Annotated in this window: 14 protein-coding genes; 8 read left to right on the top strand and 6 right to left on the bottom strand. The window is 69.2% G+C overall.

Annotation, left to right across the window (positions count from 1 at the left end):
* Window positions 1-26: 26 nt before the first annotated feature.
* Together hpnK and A3A5_RS0100595 are read left to right on the top strand one after the other, a co-directional pair.
* Window positions 27-830: a hopanoid biosynthesis-associated protein HpnK gene (gene hpnK / locus A3A5_RS0100600; RefSeq protein ID WP_081623787.1), complete on the top strand. Its 804-nt coding sequence runs from the start codon at window positions 27-29 to the stop codon at window positions 828-830.
* 9 nt (window positions 831-839) lie between these two features.
* A complete protein-coding gene (locus A3A5_RS0100595) occupies window positions 840-1,844 on the top strand; it encodes a lysylphosphatidylglycerol synthase domain-containing protein (RefSeq protein WP_018308721.1) in 1,005 nt (334 codons plus the stop codon).
* A 13-nt stretch (window positions 1,845-1,857) separates the two neighbouring features.
* On the opposite strand, the gene A3A5_RS0100590 is transcribed toward A3A5_RS0100595, so the two are convergent.
* On the bottom strand, window positions 1,858-2,502 hold the full coding sequence (locus tag A3A5_RS0100590; RefSeq protein WP_026200320.1) for a phospholipid-binding protein MlaC: 645 nt from the start codon (window positions 2,500-2,502) through the stop codon (window positions 1,858-1,860).
* 172 nt (window positions 2,503-2,674) lie between these two features.
* Here A3A5_RS0100590 and A3A5_RS0100585 point away from each other — a divergent pair, with 172 nt between their 5' ends.
* Both A3A5_RS0100585 and A3A5_RS0100580 read left to right on the top strand, forming a co-directional pair.
* Window positions 2,675-5,308 (top strand): MMPL family transporter, encoded by a 2,634-nt coding sequence (locus A3A5_RS0100585; RefSeq protein WP_018308719.1) that lies wholly within the window; start codon window positions 2,675-2,677, stop codon window positions 5,306-5,308.
* Window positions 5,309-5,348: 40 nt separating this feature from the next.
* The gene (locus A3A5_RS0100580; protein WP_018308718.1) at window positions 5,349-6,161 is read left to right on the top strand and encodes a VacJ family lipoprotein; all 813 of its coding nucleotides are present in this window, start codon (window positions 5,349-5,351) and stop codon (window positions 6,159-6,161) included.
* A 9-nt stretch (window positions 6,162-6,170) separates the two neighbouring features.
* Here the strand turns inward: A3A5_RS0100580 and A3A5_RS0100575 are convergent, their stop codons facing one another.
* Window positions 6,171-6,623: an FKBP-type peptidyl-prolyl cis-trans isomerase gene (locus A3A5_RS0100575; RefSeq protein ID WP_018308717.1), complete on the bottom strand. Its 453-nt coding sequence runs from the start codon at window positions 6,621-6,623 to the stop codon at window positions 6,171-6,173.
* Between the two features lie 217 nt (window positions 6,624-6,840).
* On the opposite strand from A3A5_RS0100575, the gene A3A5_RS0100570 reads away from it, so the two are divergent.
* Both A3A5_RS0100570 and A3A5_RS42955 read left to right on the top strand, forming a co-directional pair.
* Window positions 6,841-8,169, top strand: coding sequence for a tetratricopeptide repeat protein (locus A3A5_RS0100570; RefSeq protein ID WP_018308716.1), 1,329 nt, complete (start codon window positions 6,841-6,843; stop codon window positions 8,167-8,169).
* 61 nt (window positions 8,170-8,230) lie between these two features.
* Window positions 8,231-8,386: a hypothetical protein gene (locus A3A5_RS42955; protein WP_018308715.1), complete on the top strand. Its 156-nt coding sequence runs from the start codon at window positions 8,231-8,233 to the stop codon at window positions 8,384-8,386.
* Between the two features lie 11 nt (window positions 8,387-8,397).
* On the opposite strand, the gene copD is transcribed toward A3A5_RS42955, so the two are convergent.
* Genes copD through A3A5_RS0100545 form a run of 4 tightly spaced genes read right to left on the bottom strand, consistent with a single transcriptional unit; the run spans window position 8,398 to window position 12,640 of the window.
* A complete protein-coding gene (copD, locus tag A3A5_RS0100560; protein WP_018308714.1) occupies window positions 8,398-9,348 on the bottom strand; it encodes a copper homeostasis membrane protein CopD in 951 nt (316 codons plus the stop codon).
* The gene (gene copC, locus A3A5_RS0100555; protein WP_018308713.1) at window positions 9,349-9,735 is read right to left on the bottom strand and encodes a copper homeostasis periplasmic binding protein CopC; all 387 of its coding nucleotides are present in this window, start codon (window positions 9,733-9,735) and stop codon (window positions 9,349-9,351) included.
* A gap of 35 nt (window positions 9,736-9,770) precedes the next feature.
* On the bottom strand, window positions 9,771-10,769 hold the full coding sequence (locus A3A5_RS0100550; protein ID WP_018308712.1) for a copper resistance protein B: 999 nt from the start codon (window positions 10,767-10,769) through the stop codon (window positions 9,771-9,773).
* 26 nt (window positions 10,770-10,795) lie between these two features.
* Window positions 10,796-12,640 carry a copper resistance system multicopper oxidase gene (locus tag A3A5_RS0100545; RefSeq protein WP_026200319.1) on the bottom strand — a complete coding sequence of 615 codons (1,845 nt, stop codon included), beginning with the start codon at window positions 12,638-12,640 and terminating at the stop codon, window positions 10,796-10,798.
* A gap of 165 nt (window positions 12,641-12,805) precedes the next feature.
* Between A3A5_RS0100545 and A3A5_RS0100540 the strand changes: the two genes are divergently transcribed.
* Both A3A5_RS0100540 and A3A5_RS0100535 read left to right on the top strand, forming a co-directional pair.
* Window positions 12,806-13,501, top strand: coding sequence for a heavy metal response regulator transcription factor (locus tag A3A5_RS0100540; protein WP_018308710.1), 696 nt, complete (start codon window positions 12,806-12,808; stop codon window positions 13,499-13,501).
* Window positions 13,498-14,871: a heavy metal sensor histidine kinase gene (locus A3A5_RS0100535; protein WP_018308709.1), complete on the top strand. Its 1,374-nt coding sequence runs from the start codon at window positions 13,498-13,500 to the stop codon at window positions 14,869-14,871. The genes A3A5_RS0100540 and A3A5_RS0100535 overlap by 4 nt, the downstream gene beginning before the upstream one ends.
* The last annotated feature ends 71 nt before the right edge of the window (window positions 14,872-14,942 follow it).

Below are 14,942 nucleotides of genomic sequence, written 5' to 3'. Positions count from 1 at the left end.
CGCTTTCCTGTGCCTCGCAACGCGCGCTGATCGTCACCGCCGACGACTTCGGGCTGCACCCCGCCGTCAACGAGGCGGTGGAGCTGGCCCACCGCGACGGCGTGCTCAACGCCGCCAGCCTGATGGTGGGCGCGCCCGCCGTGGCGGACGCGGTCGAGCGCGCGCGCCGGCTGCCGTCGTTGCGCGTGGGGCTGCACGTGGTGCTGGCCGACGGCCCGGCCACGCTGCCGCGCGCGCAGATCCCCGACCTGGTCGACGCCGAAGCCCGCTTCGGCTCCGCCATGGCCCTGGACGGCTGCCGCTTCTTCTTCCTGCCGCGGGTGCGCCGCCAGCTGGCGGCGGAGATCCGCGCGCAGTTCGAAGCCTTTGCCGCCACCGGCCTGCCGCTGGACCACGTCAACACGCACAAGCATTTCCACCTGCATCCGACGGTGCTGTCGCTGATCCTGTCGATCGGGCGCGACTACGGCCTGCGCGCGATGCGCCTGCCGCGCGAGCATGGCGCGCCGTTGCTGCTGCGCCCCTGGCTGGCGCTGCTGCGCCGGCGCCTGGACCGTGCCGGCATCGCGCACAATGACTACGTGGTCGGCATCGCGCGCAGCGGGCAGATGGACGAGGCAGCCCTGCTGCAGGCGCTGGCGCGCCTGCCCGCGGGCGTGGGCGAGATCTACCTGCACCCGGCCGTGGTGTCGGGCGCGGCCATCGCCGCATCGATGCTTGGCTACCGCCACGCCGACGAACTGGCCGCGCTGCTGTCGCCGCGCGTGCGCGCCGCGCTGGAGCGCGCGGCCAACCGGCGCGGCGGCTTTGCCGACGTGCTGGTGCCCTGAAACTTCAAGATGAAGCGCATTGCTTACCTGACCGGCCTGATCGGGCTGCTGGCGCTCACCGCGCTGGTGATCCACCAGGGCGCCAGCGATATCGCCGCCATCGTGGCGCAGGGCGGCTGGCTGCTGCTGTTGCTGGTGCCCCTGCACGCACTGCCGCTGCTGCTCGACGCGCAAGGCTGGCGCGTCCTGCTGGCCTCGGCCGACCCCGAGGAGAAGGCGGGACTCGGTTTCCTGTGGTGGGTCGCCACTGTGCGCGAAGCGGTCAACCGCCTGCTGCCAACGGTGGGGGTCGGCGGTGAACTGGTCGGCATCCGCCTGACGCGGCTGCGCATCCGCGACACCACTGCGGTGACTGCCAGCATCGTGGTCGAAGTGATGGTGACGCTGTTCTCGCAGTACCTGTTCTCGGCCATGGGGGTGCTGCTGCTGGTGGCCGCGCTGCAGGACAGCGGCGGAGCCTGGGTCATCCTGGCCGGGCTGCTGCTGTCCTTGCCGGTGCCGGTGCTGTTCGCGCTGTCGCTGCGGCACACCGCCGTATTCGAAAAACTGGAAAGCGCGGCGCGCAAGCTGTTTGGCGAAGATCACCGCATCGTCGCGATGATCGACGGTGCGCGGCTCGATGCCCATATCCGCGCGCTCAACCGGCGCCGGCGCGAGCTGCTGGCGGCGCTGGGCTGGCAACTGGCAGGGCTGCTCAGCGGCACGCTGGAGATCTGGCTGGCGCTGATGCTGCTGGGCCATCCGGTGCCGGTCTGGCAGGCGCTGGCGATCGAATCGCTCACCCAGGCCGCGCGCCAGGTGGCCTTCTTCGTGCCCGCCGGGCTGGGCGTGCAGGAAGCGGTGGTGATGCTGCTGGGGCAGGTGCTGGGGATGGATGCGCAGGTCTCGCTGGCGCTGGCACTGGTCAAGCGCGCGCGCGAGATCCTGTTCGGCGTGCCCGCGCTGCTGTCATGGCAGTGGGTGGAGTTGCGCCACTGGCGCCGCAACCGGCACACCGGCCACGCCGCGCCATGATGGCGCGCGGCGCTCAGGCGTCAGACGCCTGGCGCGCGTTGTGGGTGGTCAGGTATTTCACCAGCCCGTCGACCCCGCTGCGCGCGACGATGTCCGCAAACTGCTTGCGGTACACCTCGATCAGCCACGCCCCCATCATATTGATGTCGTAGATCTTCCAGCCGTTGGCAGTGCGCTGCAGCCGGTAGTCGATCTGCATCTCGTCGGCATTGTTGAGCACGCGCGTCTGCACCACCACATCGGTGGCGCCGCTGCCGGACTTGACCGGCTGGTAGCGGAACTTGACGTTCTGCTCGCGCAGCTGCGCCAGCGACACCGCATAGCTGCGCACCAGCAGCATCTGGAACTGCTCATAAAGCTGTTGCTGCTGCTCCGGCGTGGCGGTGCGCCAGGCACCCCCCACCGCCAGCCGTGTGGTGCGCTGGAAATCCGTGTAAGGCAGGAACTGCTTCTGCACGACCGCGGTGATCTTGCCGAGGTCGCCGGCGCGGGTGTCGGGATTGGACTGGATAGTGCCGATCACGCCCTCCACCGCGGCCTGCACCAGCCGCTCGGGGCTGGCGCGCAGGTCGCCGGGCTGGATAGCCTGGGCGTGCGCTACAGAAACCATGGCCACCGCTGCAAGCGGCGCCAGGGGAAGCAAACCGTGAATCGTCATGGATGTGAGAGCCGGGAAGGACCGTGAAGCGGCGCCGCCGCTGCAGCGCCGGCGCCAGGCTGACAGTTTATAGCGGATCGGCCTGCATCGCGGATGCCACGGGCCGCGCATGCCGCATGCGACACGCTACCAGCCGATATACTCGCGGTTCGTGCTCCTTCCGGATCCGCCCATGTTGACTTCGCTGCTGACACGCATTGTCCGGCTTGCCACCGCCTGGCCGTGGCGCGTCATCATCCTGGCGGCATTGCTCACCGCCGCCAGCGGCGTCTACGTGGCCCGCAACTTTGCGATCAATACCGACATCGGCCGCCTGCTGAAATCCGACGCCCCCTGGGCGGTGCGCGACGCCGCCATCGGCGACGCCTTTCCCCAGCGCAACCAGTTGATCCTGGCGGTGGTGCAGGCGCCCGCGGCAGAACTGGCCGAGGCCGCCGCCGACGCGCTGGCCGGGGCGCTGCGCCGCCAGCCGGCACGCTTCACCGCGGTCAGCCAGCCCGGCGGCGGCCCGTTCTTCGCGCGCAACGGATTGCTGTTCGCCAGCACCGATGAAGTGCGCCAGCTCACGCAGCAGCTCATGCAGGCGCGCCCGCTGGTCAACGCGCTCGCGCATGACCCGACACTGCGCGGCCTGTCCGATCTCCTCACCACCACGCTGACGCTGCCGCTGCAGATGGGGCAGGTAAAGCTGGGCGACATGGCCAGGCTGCTGGGCAGCAGTGCACAGACACTGGACCAGGTGCTGGCCGGCAAGCCCGCCGCGCTGTCCTGGGCAGGGCTGCTCGACGACAGCCTCAAGCCCGGGCCCGATGGCCACGTCTACAGCTACATCGCGCTCAGCCCGGTGCTGGACTACAGCGACCTGCAGGCCGGCGCCGCCGCCTCGCGCGCGATCCGGCAGGCAGCGGCCGACCTGCACCTGGCGCAGCGCTACCAGGCCACGGTGCGCCTGACCGGCCCGCAGGCGCTGGCCGACGATGAATTCGCCTCGGTCAGCGACGGCGCCGTACTCAACGGCGTGCTGACGGTGCTGGTGGTGGTCCTGATCCTGTGGCTGGCCTTGCGCTCGGCGCGGCTGATCGTGGCGGTGCTGGCCAGCCTGTTTGCCGGGCTGCTGATCACTGCCGCGCTGGGATTGGCCATGGTTGGCGCGCTGAACATGATCTCGGTGGCGTTCGCGGTGCTGTTCGTCGGGCTGGGGGTGGATTTCGGCATCCAGTTCGGCGTGCGCTACCGCGCCGAGCGCCATGACCGCGACCATATCGTCGAAGCGCTGGGGCTGTCCGCGCGCGGCGTGGGCGCGCCGCTGGCCCTGGCTGCCGCGGCCACGGCGGCGGCATTCTTCTGCTTCCTGCCCACCGACTACCGCGGCGTGGCCGAGTTGGGGCTGATCGCCGGCGTGGGCATGATGGTGGCATTCGCCACCACCTTCACGCTGCTGCCGGCGCTGATCTGCGTGCTCAAGCCCGGCGGCGAGCCCGAGGCGCCGGGTTTCGCGTGGCTGGCGCCCGCCGACCGGTTCTTCGACCGCTATCGCAAGCCGGTGCTGCTGGTCACGCTGCTCGCGATCCTGGCAGGCGCGCCGCTGCTGCCGCGCCTGCGCTTTGACTTCGACCCGCTGCACCTGAAGGACCCCAGGTCCGAATCGATGGCCACGCTGCTGGCGCTCAAGGACGCGCCGCAGGCCGGCACCGACGATGTCAGCGTGCTGGCGCCTTCGCTGCCGGCTGCGCGCGATCTCGCCGGCAAGCTCGCGGCGCTGCCCGAGGTGGCGCGCGCGGTCACGCTGCAGACCTTTATCCCCGACGACCAGCCGCCCAGGCTGCAGGCCATCGGCCAGGCTTCGGCCGCGCTGATGCCAGCGCTGACGCAGCCCACCGCCACGCCTGCCACCGACACCGCGCGCGTCAATGCGCTGCGCAATGCCGCGCGGCAGCTGGCCATCGCCGCCGACGAACATCCCGGTCCGGGCGCGGCCGAAGCCGCGCACCTGTCCGCCGCGCTGAAGCAGCTGGCCAGCGCCGACGCCACCACGCGCGACCGCGCCGAGCGCGCCATCGCCGTGCCGCTGCAGCTGGCGCTGGCACGGCTGAAGCTGGCGCTGGACCCGCAGCCCGTCAGCCAGCAAACGCTGCCGCCCGAACTGGTGCGCGACTGGATCACGCCGGACGGGCGCGCGCTGGTCAGCGTCAGCCCGAAGCTGCCGCCCGCCAGCGCGCAGCGCGAGGCCGCGCTGGACCGCTTCATCACCGCGGTGCAGCGCGTGGCACCGACCGCCACCGGCGGGCCGATCGCCATCCGCGGCTCGGCCGATACCATCATGGCCGCCTTTACCCAGGCAGGCGTGTGGGCGGTGGTGTCGGTCACCATCCTGCTGTGGATCACGCTGCGCCGCTTCGGCGACGTGCTGCGCACGCTGATACCGCTGCTGGTTTCGGCCATCGTCACGCTGGAGTTGTGCGTGCTGTCCGGCATTGCGCTGAACTTTGCCAACGTGATCGCGCTGCCGCTGCTGCTGGGCGTCGGGGTCGCGTTCAAGATCTACTACGTGATTGCCTGGCGGCACGGCAAGACCCAGCTGCTGCAGTCCAGCCTGACGCACGCCGTACTGTACAGCGCGGCCACCACCGCCACCGCTTTCGGCAGCCTGTGGCTGTCGCAGCATCCCGGCACCGCCAGCATGGGCAAACTGCTGGCGCTGGCGCTGGCGTGCACCCTGGTCGGCGCCGTGTTCTTCCAGCCGATCCTGATGGGCCGCCCGCGCGAAGGCGCCCATCACAAACATGACAAAGCTGGCCGGTCATAATCACAAACCCGACGCGGCCGCCCCCGATCTCCTTCGTACGATGCCTTTACGCCAGCGCGCTACATCCGTTGCCATTACCGCCATTGCCGCCATTACCGCCATTACCGCCACCCTGCTCGCCGGCTGCGCCACCGGCCCGCAAGCCAATCCCGACGATCCGCTCGAACCGATGAACCGCGCGGTCTTCACCGTCAACGACAAGCTCGACCAGTACGTAGCCGTGCCGGTGGCCAAGGGCTACAAGGCGGTCACGCCGGAGCCGGTGCGCACCGCGGTCACCAATGTCTATTCGAACATCGCCGACATCGGCAACTTTGCCAACAACCTGCTGCAAGGCAAGGGCGTTGAGGCCGCGGAGAGCTTCATGCGGGTCGCGATCAATTCCGTGCTGGGTATCGGCGGACTGATCGACATCGCCACGCCCGCCGGGCTGCAGAAACATTCGCAGGATTTCGGCCTGACGCTGGGCACCTGGGGCGTGCCATCGGGACCTTACCTGGTGCTGCCGGTGTTCGGCCCCAGTTCATTCCGCGACGGCATGGGCGTGTATGTGAATTTCTGGTTCGACCCAACCACCTATGCCGAGCCGGCGGTGCGCAATTCGCTGTTCGGGATGAACGTGGTGGACGTGCGCACCAACCTGCTGGGCGCCACCGACCTGCTGAAGCTCGCGGCGCTGGACAAGTACACCTTTGTGCGCGATGCCTACCTGCAGCGGCGCCGCTACCTGCTGGGAGAGAACACGTCGCTGCCGGACTACGACGAAAACGACGACAGCGGCGCGGCCGCAGCGCCCGCCGCGGAGGCGCCGGCGGGCGCGCCTGCGCCCGCGCAGCCGCAGGCGCCGCGCTGATGCGGGGTCTTAGCCGCCGATCCCCAGCAGCACCACCTCGAAGGTGAGCGTGGCGTTCGGCGGGATCGTGCCCGGCACGCCGCGCGCGCCGTAGGCCGTGGCCGGCGGGCAGGTCAGCTTGGCCTTGCCGCCCACCTGCATCGCCTGCACCCCTTCGGTCCAGCACGGAATCACGCGGTTGAGCGGGAACGAGATCGGCTGGCCACGCTTGTACGAGCTGTCAAACTCGGTGCCGTCGGCCAGCGTGCCGCGGTAGTGGACCTGCACCGTGTCGGTGGCCTTGGGCGAGGCGCCGTTGCCCTTGATCAGGTGCTGGATGGTCATGCCCGACGCCAGCGTCTGCGGCGCCGCCGCGGGTGCGGCCGGGGCCGAGGCGGCCGAGGCAGCCGAGGCAGCCGGGGCGGCCGCGGATGCGGCGCAGGCGAAGGTCAGGGTGCCGAGGAAAAGCGCAAGTGTTTTCATGGGAAACCTGGTCGTGAGGTCGTGATTGGGGATGCGGCAGTTTAACCGACACACAACAACGATATGGCGGCAGCGGCATATAGCGCACAACGCACCCCGGCCATGCGCCTTGCGGCGGGCATGGTGCGGCGCACCCCGCCACATCCGTTACATGGGGCGTTTTGCCGTCTACGATGGTTCGTGACAGCCCCGCTGCCGCGGGCGCACGGAGATTGCCATGGCACTCACGGATTCACGGGATCTTCCGGTCTCGACCCAGAACGCCCGCTCGGTCGAGCAGTATGAGACCGCCCTGCAACTGCTGAACGGCTACTACGGCGACCCGCTCGCCGCCATCGACACGGCGCTGGCCGCCGACCCCGGCTTCGCCATGGGCCACGCGCTGCGCGCCGCGCTGATGGTGACCGCCGGCGACGGCACGGCCGAGTCGATGCTGCGCCAGAGCGTCGAAGCCGGCGAAGCCCTGCATGCCCGCGCCAACGACCGCGAGCGTCGCCATATTGCCGCGGCACGCGCCTGGCTGGACGGCGAGTTCGAGCGCTCGGTCCGGCTCTACGGCGATATCGTGATCGACTATCCACGCGACCTGCTGGCGATCCAGACGGCGCATCTCGAAGACTTCCTGCTGGGGCAGTCATCGATGCTGCGCGACCGCGTGGCGCAGGCGCTGCCGCATTGGGATGCCGGCATGCCGGGCTATGGCTACCTGCTCGGCATGCATGCCTTCGGCCTGGAGGAAACCCAGCTCTACGGCCGCGCCGAGGAAAGCGGTCGGCGCGCGCTGGAGCTCAATCCGCGCGACCCGTGGGCCGTGCACGCGGTGGCGCACGTGATGGAGATGCAGGGCCGGCTGGCCGACGGCATCGCCTGGCTGGACGGGCGCCGCGACGACTGGTCCGACGACAATATGCTGGCCGTGCACAACTGGTGGCACCTGGCATTGTTCCAGCTGGAAGAGGGCAGGACCGACGAGGTGCTGGCGCTGTACGACCGCTATATCAAGCGCCCCGCGCCGGCGATCGCGCTGGACCTGGTGGATGCCTGCGCGCTGCTGTGGCGGCTGCACCTGCGCGGCGTGGACGTGGGCGGGCGCTGGCAGCCAGTGGCGGACGACTGGCTGGGCCGCGGCGCGGCCGGCTACTACGCCTTCAATGATGTCCATGCCGTGATGGCCAGCCTGGGCGCGCACCGGCCCGCCGCCGCCGACCAGGTCCGTGCGGCGCTGGAGCGCGCCGCCCTTGGCAACGGCACCAATGCCATGATGTCGCGCGATGTGGGGCTGCCGGTGGCCGATGCCCTGATCGCGTTCGACCAGGGCGATTACACCACCGCCATCGACCTGCTGATGCCGGTGCGCCTGATGGCCCACCGCTTCGGCGGCAGCCATGTGCAGCGCGACGTCATCAGCCTGACCCTGCTCGAGGCGGCGCTGCGCGGCGGCCGCCGCAACTTGGCGCTCGCGCTCACGTCCGAACGCGCCGCGCTCAAGCCCATGAGCCCTGGCCTGCACCGGCTGGTGCAGCGCGCCGACTCGTGCCGCGCATAAGTCTCCCTGCCACGACCCGGATCGGGACCTATACTGCACCTGTCCTGACCGGAGACCACCCATGCCCAGCCTGGGGCCCTATCGCAGCCTGCATGCCGGGCAACGGGGATGGGACAGCGGCGCCGCGCCGCCAGCCGGCGCGCGGATCAGCGCCATTGTCTCGATGGTGACGTGGTCGCTGGTGATCTGTGCCGGCCGTCTGACTGCCTGTGTCTGATTGCCCCGGCCTCACATCGGCGCCGGAGACAGCATCCCCAGCATGGCCACCAGGGCCATCACCAGCGCGGCGGCGCAGGCCTCCAGCAGCAGGCTGCGCCGCAACGCCAGCGTCGCCACCCGATACTCCCCGGCCTGCACCGCCAACGCCAGCCGCGGGCTCAGGCGGAAGCGGTTCGCGGCAGCCAGGCCAAGCATCGCCACGAACAGCGCGAGCTTGGCGGCCAGCAGCCCGCCATAGGACATCGGCGTTAAATCCGGCAGCACCGGGCCCACGATGAACCAGTAGTTGAGCACGCCGGTCAGCAGCAGCGTGGCAACAATGATGGTGCCGACGCGGGCGAAGCCGTTCGAGGTGCGGCTCAGCAGCGCCACGGCCGCCTGGTCCGATGCCGGCCGTGCCAGCGACAGCAGCACGAACGCGGCCAACGCGCCGACCCAGGCCCCGGCGGCCAGCAGGTGCGCCACGTCGGCGCTCAGGTGGACATAGCGCATGGCACCCTCATGCATCGCGCCGTGGCCGCCCCAGGCCAGCGTGGCCAGCGCCATCCCGCCGGACCCGGCCAGCGCGGCCAGCGCGGCGAAGTGCGCGCCCGGCCGCCTGCGCCAGCTGCGCCACGATATGCAGGCCAGCACGCAAAGCAGCAGCGCCACCAGGCGCACCGACCAGGCCACGCCGAAATCCGTGCCCGTGACGATCATCGCGAAGACGTGGCCCTGCAATGCAGCGTAGTCAGATACCCCCGTCATGGCCCGGGCCATCACGACGAGCGCCCCCAGCGAGAGCACGATGCCCGCTACGGCACAGCCCAGCACAAGCGCCTGGCACCGCATGGCAAAGCGTGAGGCCCGTTCACCCCGATGCAGCGCATAGATGCAGAACAGCGGCAGCCCGAACAGCAAGGCCAGGTCGACATAGAGCGCCAGGCGCAGCCCGGCGGCCACCCAGTCCGGTTGTGGCAATCACTTCACCGTGAAGGCGATATTGCCGTTGACGGGATGGGTATCGGACGACACCGCCCGCCAGTCCACCCGATAGCTGCCCGGCGGCAGCGGCTGCGCCGGCGTGATCACCATGGCCTTGGGGTCATCGCCGCCGGAGACTTTCGCGGCCATTTTCATCGGCGCATGGCTGGCCATGCCCGGCATGCCGGTCATCACCAGGCTGGCGCCGGAAAACTGGGTGACCAGGCTCTCGGAGAATTGCAGTTCGATCTTCTGCGGCGCCGCCACCTCGGCCTTGTCCGCCGGCGTGGATGACACCAGCTTCGGGTGCGCGAAGGCAATGCTGCTGGCCAGCGCGGCGGTTGCGGCAAGCAGGGTCTGGATCAGGGGGCGATGGGCATGCATGGTTATCTCCGCTTGGGGATGATGAAGTTGTGGTGTCAGAACCAGACGCGGACACCGGCGACGAAACGCGTTTCGCCCGCCTTGCCGCCAGAGGTCCGGATCATGTCGGCGGTATTGCCAAAGGTCTGGTAGCGCTCCACGCCGATATACGGCGCAAACTGCCGGCTGAACTCATAGCGCAGCCGCAGCCCCACGGTGCCGTTGGACAAGCCGCTGCCGATGCCCACCTCCGGGTCGTTCTTGCCATAGAGGTTGGCTTCGATGCGTGGTTGCAGGATCAGGCGCTGGGTCAGCAGCAATTCGTATTCGGCGGACAGCCGCAGCGCGGTGCGGCCGCTGGTGCCGACATAGGCCGTGGCATCGACCTCGAACCAGTACGGCGCCAGCCCCTGCACGCCAAAGGCCAGCCAGTTGCGCGCCGGGCGCCCGCTGCCGGCGTCGTTGCGCAGGCCCAGCTGGGTATCCCAGTAGCTGGCCACGGCGTGGCCCCACAGCAGCTCGGTGCGGGCCTCGTGCATCTTGCCCTTCGACGCTTCGCCCTCGGCCTTGAGCACCAGCTTGTCGTAGCTGTTGCCGAACCATGCCTGCACCTCGTAGGCGGCGGCATTGCTGCCGCTGGCGTGGGCCCACTCCAGGCGGTCGACCAGCACCGAGGCGAACAAATGCTCGTCGGCCATCACCAGCTGGCGCTTGTCGCCAAGCGCGTACTTGCCGACCCCGAGCTGGTACCCGCCGGAATAGGCATGCGGATCGCGGGCGTCGGGCGGCGCGCTGCCGCCCTGCATCTTCATGTCGCCGTGGTCCATGGCAGGGGCGGCCATGTCCTGCATGTCAGTCATCGGCGCGCCGCCACCGTCCATGGTCTGGATCCCGTCCTGCTCCATGCCCTGCATCTGGCCATGGTCCATGCCCTGCATGGCGGCCGGGGCATCGTGGTTGTGCGCATGGCCGGCATGCGCATCCTGCGCCTGGGCTGCGCCCATTGCGGTCAGTGCCAGCGCCGTGGCCAGTATCGTCTTCGTGTGCCTGTGCATGGAGATTGCGAATTCAGGTTGAGCCATCACGCCACCACCACTTCACGGAACATGCCCGCATCCATATGCAGCATCAGGTGGCAATGCCAGGCCCAGCGCCCGAGCGCATCGGCGGTGACCAGGAAGCTGATGCGCTGCGCCGGCTGCACGGGGATGGTGTGGCGCCGCGCCTGGAAGCTGCCGTCCGGCGCTTCCAGCTCGCTCCACATGCCGTGCAGGTGCATGGGATGGGTCATCATGGTGTCGTTGTGCAGGATCACGCGCAGCCGTTCGCCGTGTTTGAAGTAGATCGGGGTCGACTTGCCGAACTCGACGCCGTCGAAGGACCAGGTGTAGCGCTCCATATTGCCGGTCAGGTGCAGCTCGACCTCGCGCCCGGGCCCGCGCGCATCCATGGCGCCGCCGATGGTGTGCTGGTCGGCCAGGGTCAGCACGCGCCTGCCGTTGTTGCGCAGGCCAATGCCGGGATCGTCCAGGTTGGTGCGGGCCATGTCGACGCGCATGTCGGTGCCAGGACCGTATTCGGTGCGGGCGTGGCGGGCGGTCTTGCTGGGGACCTTGAGCGGATCGGCGGCGGCCATGGCGTGCTGGCTGTGGTCCATGCCGGCGTGGTCCATCCCCTGCATCGGCATGGCACCGTGCTGCATGGCACCGTGTCCGGCATGCCCGCCATGGCCGCCGTGGCCCGTCATCTCGCCCATCATGTCGGTCATGGTCAGCCATTCGGCCCGGTCGAGCGCGGGCACCGGCGCCGCCAGCCCCTCCCTGACCGCCAGCGTGCCGCGCGCATAGCCGGTACGGTCCATCGATTGCGCGAACAGGGTGTAGGCGTCGTCGCGCGGCTCGACCATGGCATCGCAGGTCTCGCCGGGGCCGAAGCGGAATTCGTCGACCGTGACCGGTTCAATATCCTGGCCATCGACCTGCACCACCCGCAGCTTCAGCCCGGGGATGCGCACGTCGTAGAAGGTGTTGCCCGAGCCGTTGATAAAGCGCAGCCGCACGGTCTCGCCACGCCGGAACAGCCCGGTCCAGTTGCCGGCCGGCGTGACGCCGTTGGCCAGGTGCGTCAGCGTCGCGCTGGACAGGTCCGCCAGGTCGGTCGGGCTCATCCGCATCTGGTTCCACATGCTGCGCTTGTCCAGCGCCTGCTTCAGCCCGTCGCGCGAGGCGTCGCGGAAGAAGTCGACCACGGTCGGCTGGTTGTAGTTGTAGTAGTCGCCCTGGACCTTGAGCTTGGTCAGCACCCGCATCGGGTCTTCGTCGGTCCAGTCCGACAGCAGCACGGTGTGGTCGCGGTCGGCCCGCACGGTTTCCTGCCCAGAGGCCGGATCGATGACGATGCCGCCGTACACGCCGGTCATTTCCTGGAAGCCGGAATGCGAGTGGTACCAGTAGCTGCCGGTCTGCGCAACCTTGAAGCGGTAGGTGAAGGTCTCGCCGGGCGGAATGCCGGCAAAACTGATGCCGGGCACGCCGTCCATCTGAAAAGGCAGGATGATGCCGTGCCAGTGGATCGAGGTGGCCTCGCGCAGGCGGTTGGTCACCCGGATGGTGACCGTGTCACCCTCGCGCCAGCGCAGCGTCGGGCCGGGCAGCATGCCGTTGATGGTGGTGGCGATGACAGGCTTGCCGGTAAAGTTGACCAGCGACTCGCCGATCACCAGGTCGAACTCCGTGCCGCGCAGGACCGGCGCCGAGCCCGAGCCGGCCGCGGCAGGCTGCCCGGCGCGCTGGCCCGCATGCTGCGCCCACGCGCTGCCGCCGACGCCGGCCAGGCTGGCCACCACGCCGCCGGCTACCAGCCCTTGCACAAAGCGGCGGCGGGGTAGATCGGGCAGCACAAGGCCGGTAGTGGGGTGGCGTCGCATGGCATCAGTCCTGGTTGAAAGCATGATAAGCGTAGCGAAGGCCACCCTACGCACGTCTGACCGGAACATGACATTCCGGTAATCTTCCGGTCATGTTGGCGCCCGCGTTGCCGGCGTAGAGTTGCCGGACCCTGCCGAAAGGGCCGATCGATCAAGGAAAGTGTGATGAAACTGCTAGTGGTGGAGGACGAGCCCAAGACCGGCGAATACCTGCGCCAGGGGCTGACCGAGGCGGGCTTTGTCGTCGACCTGGTGGCCAACGGGCTGGACGGCCAGCATATGGCAATGACCGAGACCTACGACCTGGTCGTCCTGGACGTGATGCTGCCGGACGTCGACGGCTGGCGCATCGTGCAGGCGCTGCGCGCGGCGGAGATCGCCGTGCCGGTGCTGTTCCTGACCGCGCGCGACAGCGTGGCCGACCGCGTCAAGGGGCTGGAGCTGGGTGCGGACGACTACCTGGTCAAGCCCTTCGCCTTTTCCGAGCTGCTCGCGCGGGTGCGCACGCTGCTGCGCCGGGGCACGGCGCAGATGGCGCTGGACCGCATCCAGGTGGCCGACCTGGTGCTGGATCTGGGCCGCCGCCGGGCCACGCGCGCCGGGCGCCGCATCACGCTGACCAGCAAGGAATTCGCCTTGCTGGAACTGCTGGCGCGCCGCCGCGGCGAAGTGCTGCCGCGCTCGCTGATCGCCTCGCAGGTGTGGGACATGAATTTCGACAGCGACAGCAATGTCATCGACGTCGCCATCCGGCGCCTGCGCGCGAAGATCGATGATGAGTTCGAGTCCAAGCTGATCCAGACCGTGCGCGGCATGGGCTATGTGCTGGAAGCCCCCGAGGCAGCGGAGGACACGAAATGAAGAGCCGGATGTCGCTGACGGCACGGCTCACCATCCTGTTCTCGCTGTCGTCGGCCGCGGTGCTGCTGGGGCTGGGCGTGCTGATCTGGCTGGCGATGGACAATCATTTCGCCGACGAGGACTACGCCGTGCTGGGCGACAACGTGCGGCTGATCCAGAAGATCGCGGGCGAGGGTCCGGCGGCTTCGCTGCCGCAACGCCTGGGCCCGGTGCTGGAACACCATGCCGGATTCGTGGCCGAGGTGCGTGCCGCCGACGGCAAGCGCCTGTATGCCACGCAGGACTTCGATTTCGGCATGGCACTGGCCGCCGCCGCGCAACTGCCGGCGCAGCGGCATGCCTTCACCTGGGAACAGGCTGACCAGACCTACCGCGGCATGCGTGCGCTGGCGCAGGTGCCGCCGGGGCAGCCGGGGCCGTTGCAGGTCGTGGTCGGCATGGACACGGCGCTGCATGCCCACTTCATGCACGCCTTCCGCCAGTCGCTGGCCTTCTACACCGCGCTGGCCGCGCTGGCGAGCGGGCTGCTGGGCTGGTGGGCCGCGCGCCGCGGACTCTGGCCACTGCGCACCATGGCCTCGCGGGCGCGCACCGTCACCGCGCACAAGCTGGACGAGCGCATGCCGGTCGATGCGGTGCCGGTGGAAATGGCCGACCTGGCCGCGACGCTCAACGCCATGCTGGAACGCCTGCAGCGCGATTTCGCGCGCTTGTCGGAGTTCTCATCGGACCTGGCGCATGAGTTGCGCACGCCGATCACCAACCTGATGACGCAGACCCAGGTGGTGCTGTCGCAGCCGCGCGACGCGGACAAGTACCGCGACGTGCTGGCGTCCAACGTTGAAGAGCTGCAGCGGCTGTCGCGCATGGTGTCGGACATGCTCTACCTGGCGAAGATGGAGAACGGCATCACCCTGCCGAACGCCGAGCCGATCGAGGTGGCTGATGAAGTCGCCGCGCTGTTCGATTTCTACGATGCGCTGGCCGAGCACAAGGGTGTGCGCCTGGCCGTGCGCGGCCGTGGCCGCATCACCGGCGACCGGCTGATGCTGCGGCGGGCGTTGAGCAACCTGCTATCGAATGCGCTACGGCATACGCCTGCGGGCAAGGGCATTGTGGTGGAGATTCTGCCCTCCGCCGAAGTGGTGACGGTGGTCGTCGAGAACGAGGGCGAGACCATCCGGCCTGAGCTGCTGCCCTCGCTGTTTGACCGGTTCTTCCGCGCGGACAAGTCGCGGGCCCGGCCTGAGTCCGATGGTGCGGGACTGGGGCTGGCGATCACGCAGGCGATTGTGGCTGCGCATGGCGGGGGGATTGGGGTGGAGTCGGCAGAGGGGAGGACGCGCTTTGTCTTGACGTTCAGGGGATAGAGCGTGAGGGAGATTCAGCCGTGCCAGCGGTGATCGCATGCGCCGGCAACCCGGGCAGCATGGCGCGTATC

The organism is Cupriavidus sp. UYPR2.512, assembly GCF_000379565.1.
In the GTDB taxonomy this organism is placed as follows: Bacteria; Pseudomonadota; Gammaproteobacteria; order Burkholderiales; family Burkholderiaceae; genus Cupriavidus.
The sequence above is the reverse complement of the archived record's forward strand: the minus strand, read 5'-3'. Positions and strand labels throughout refer to the sequence as shown.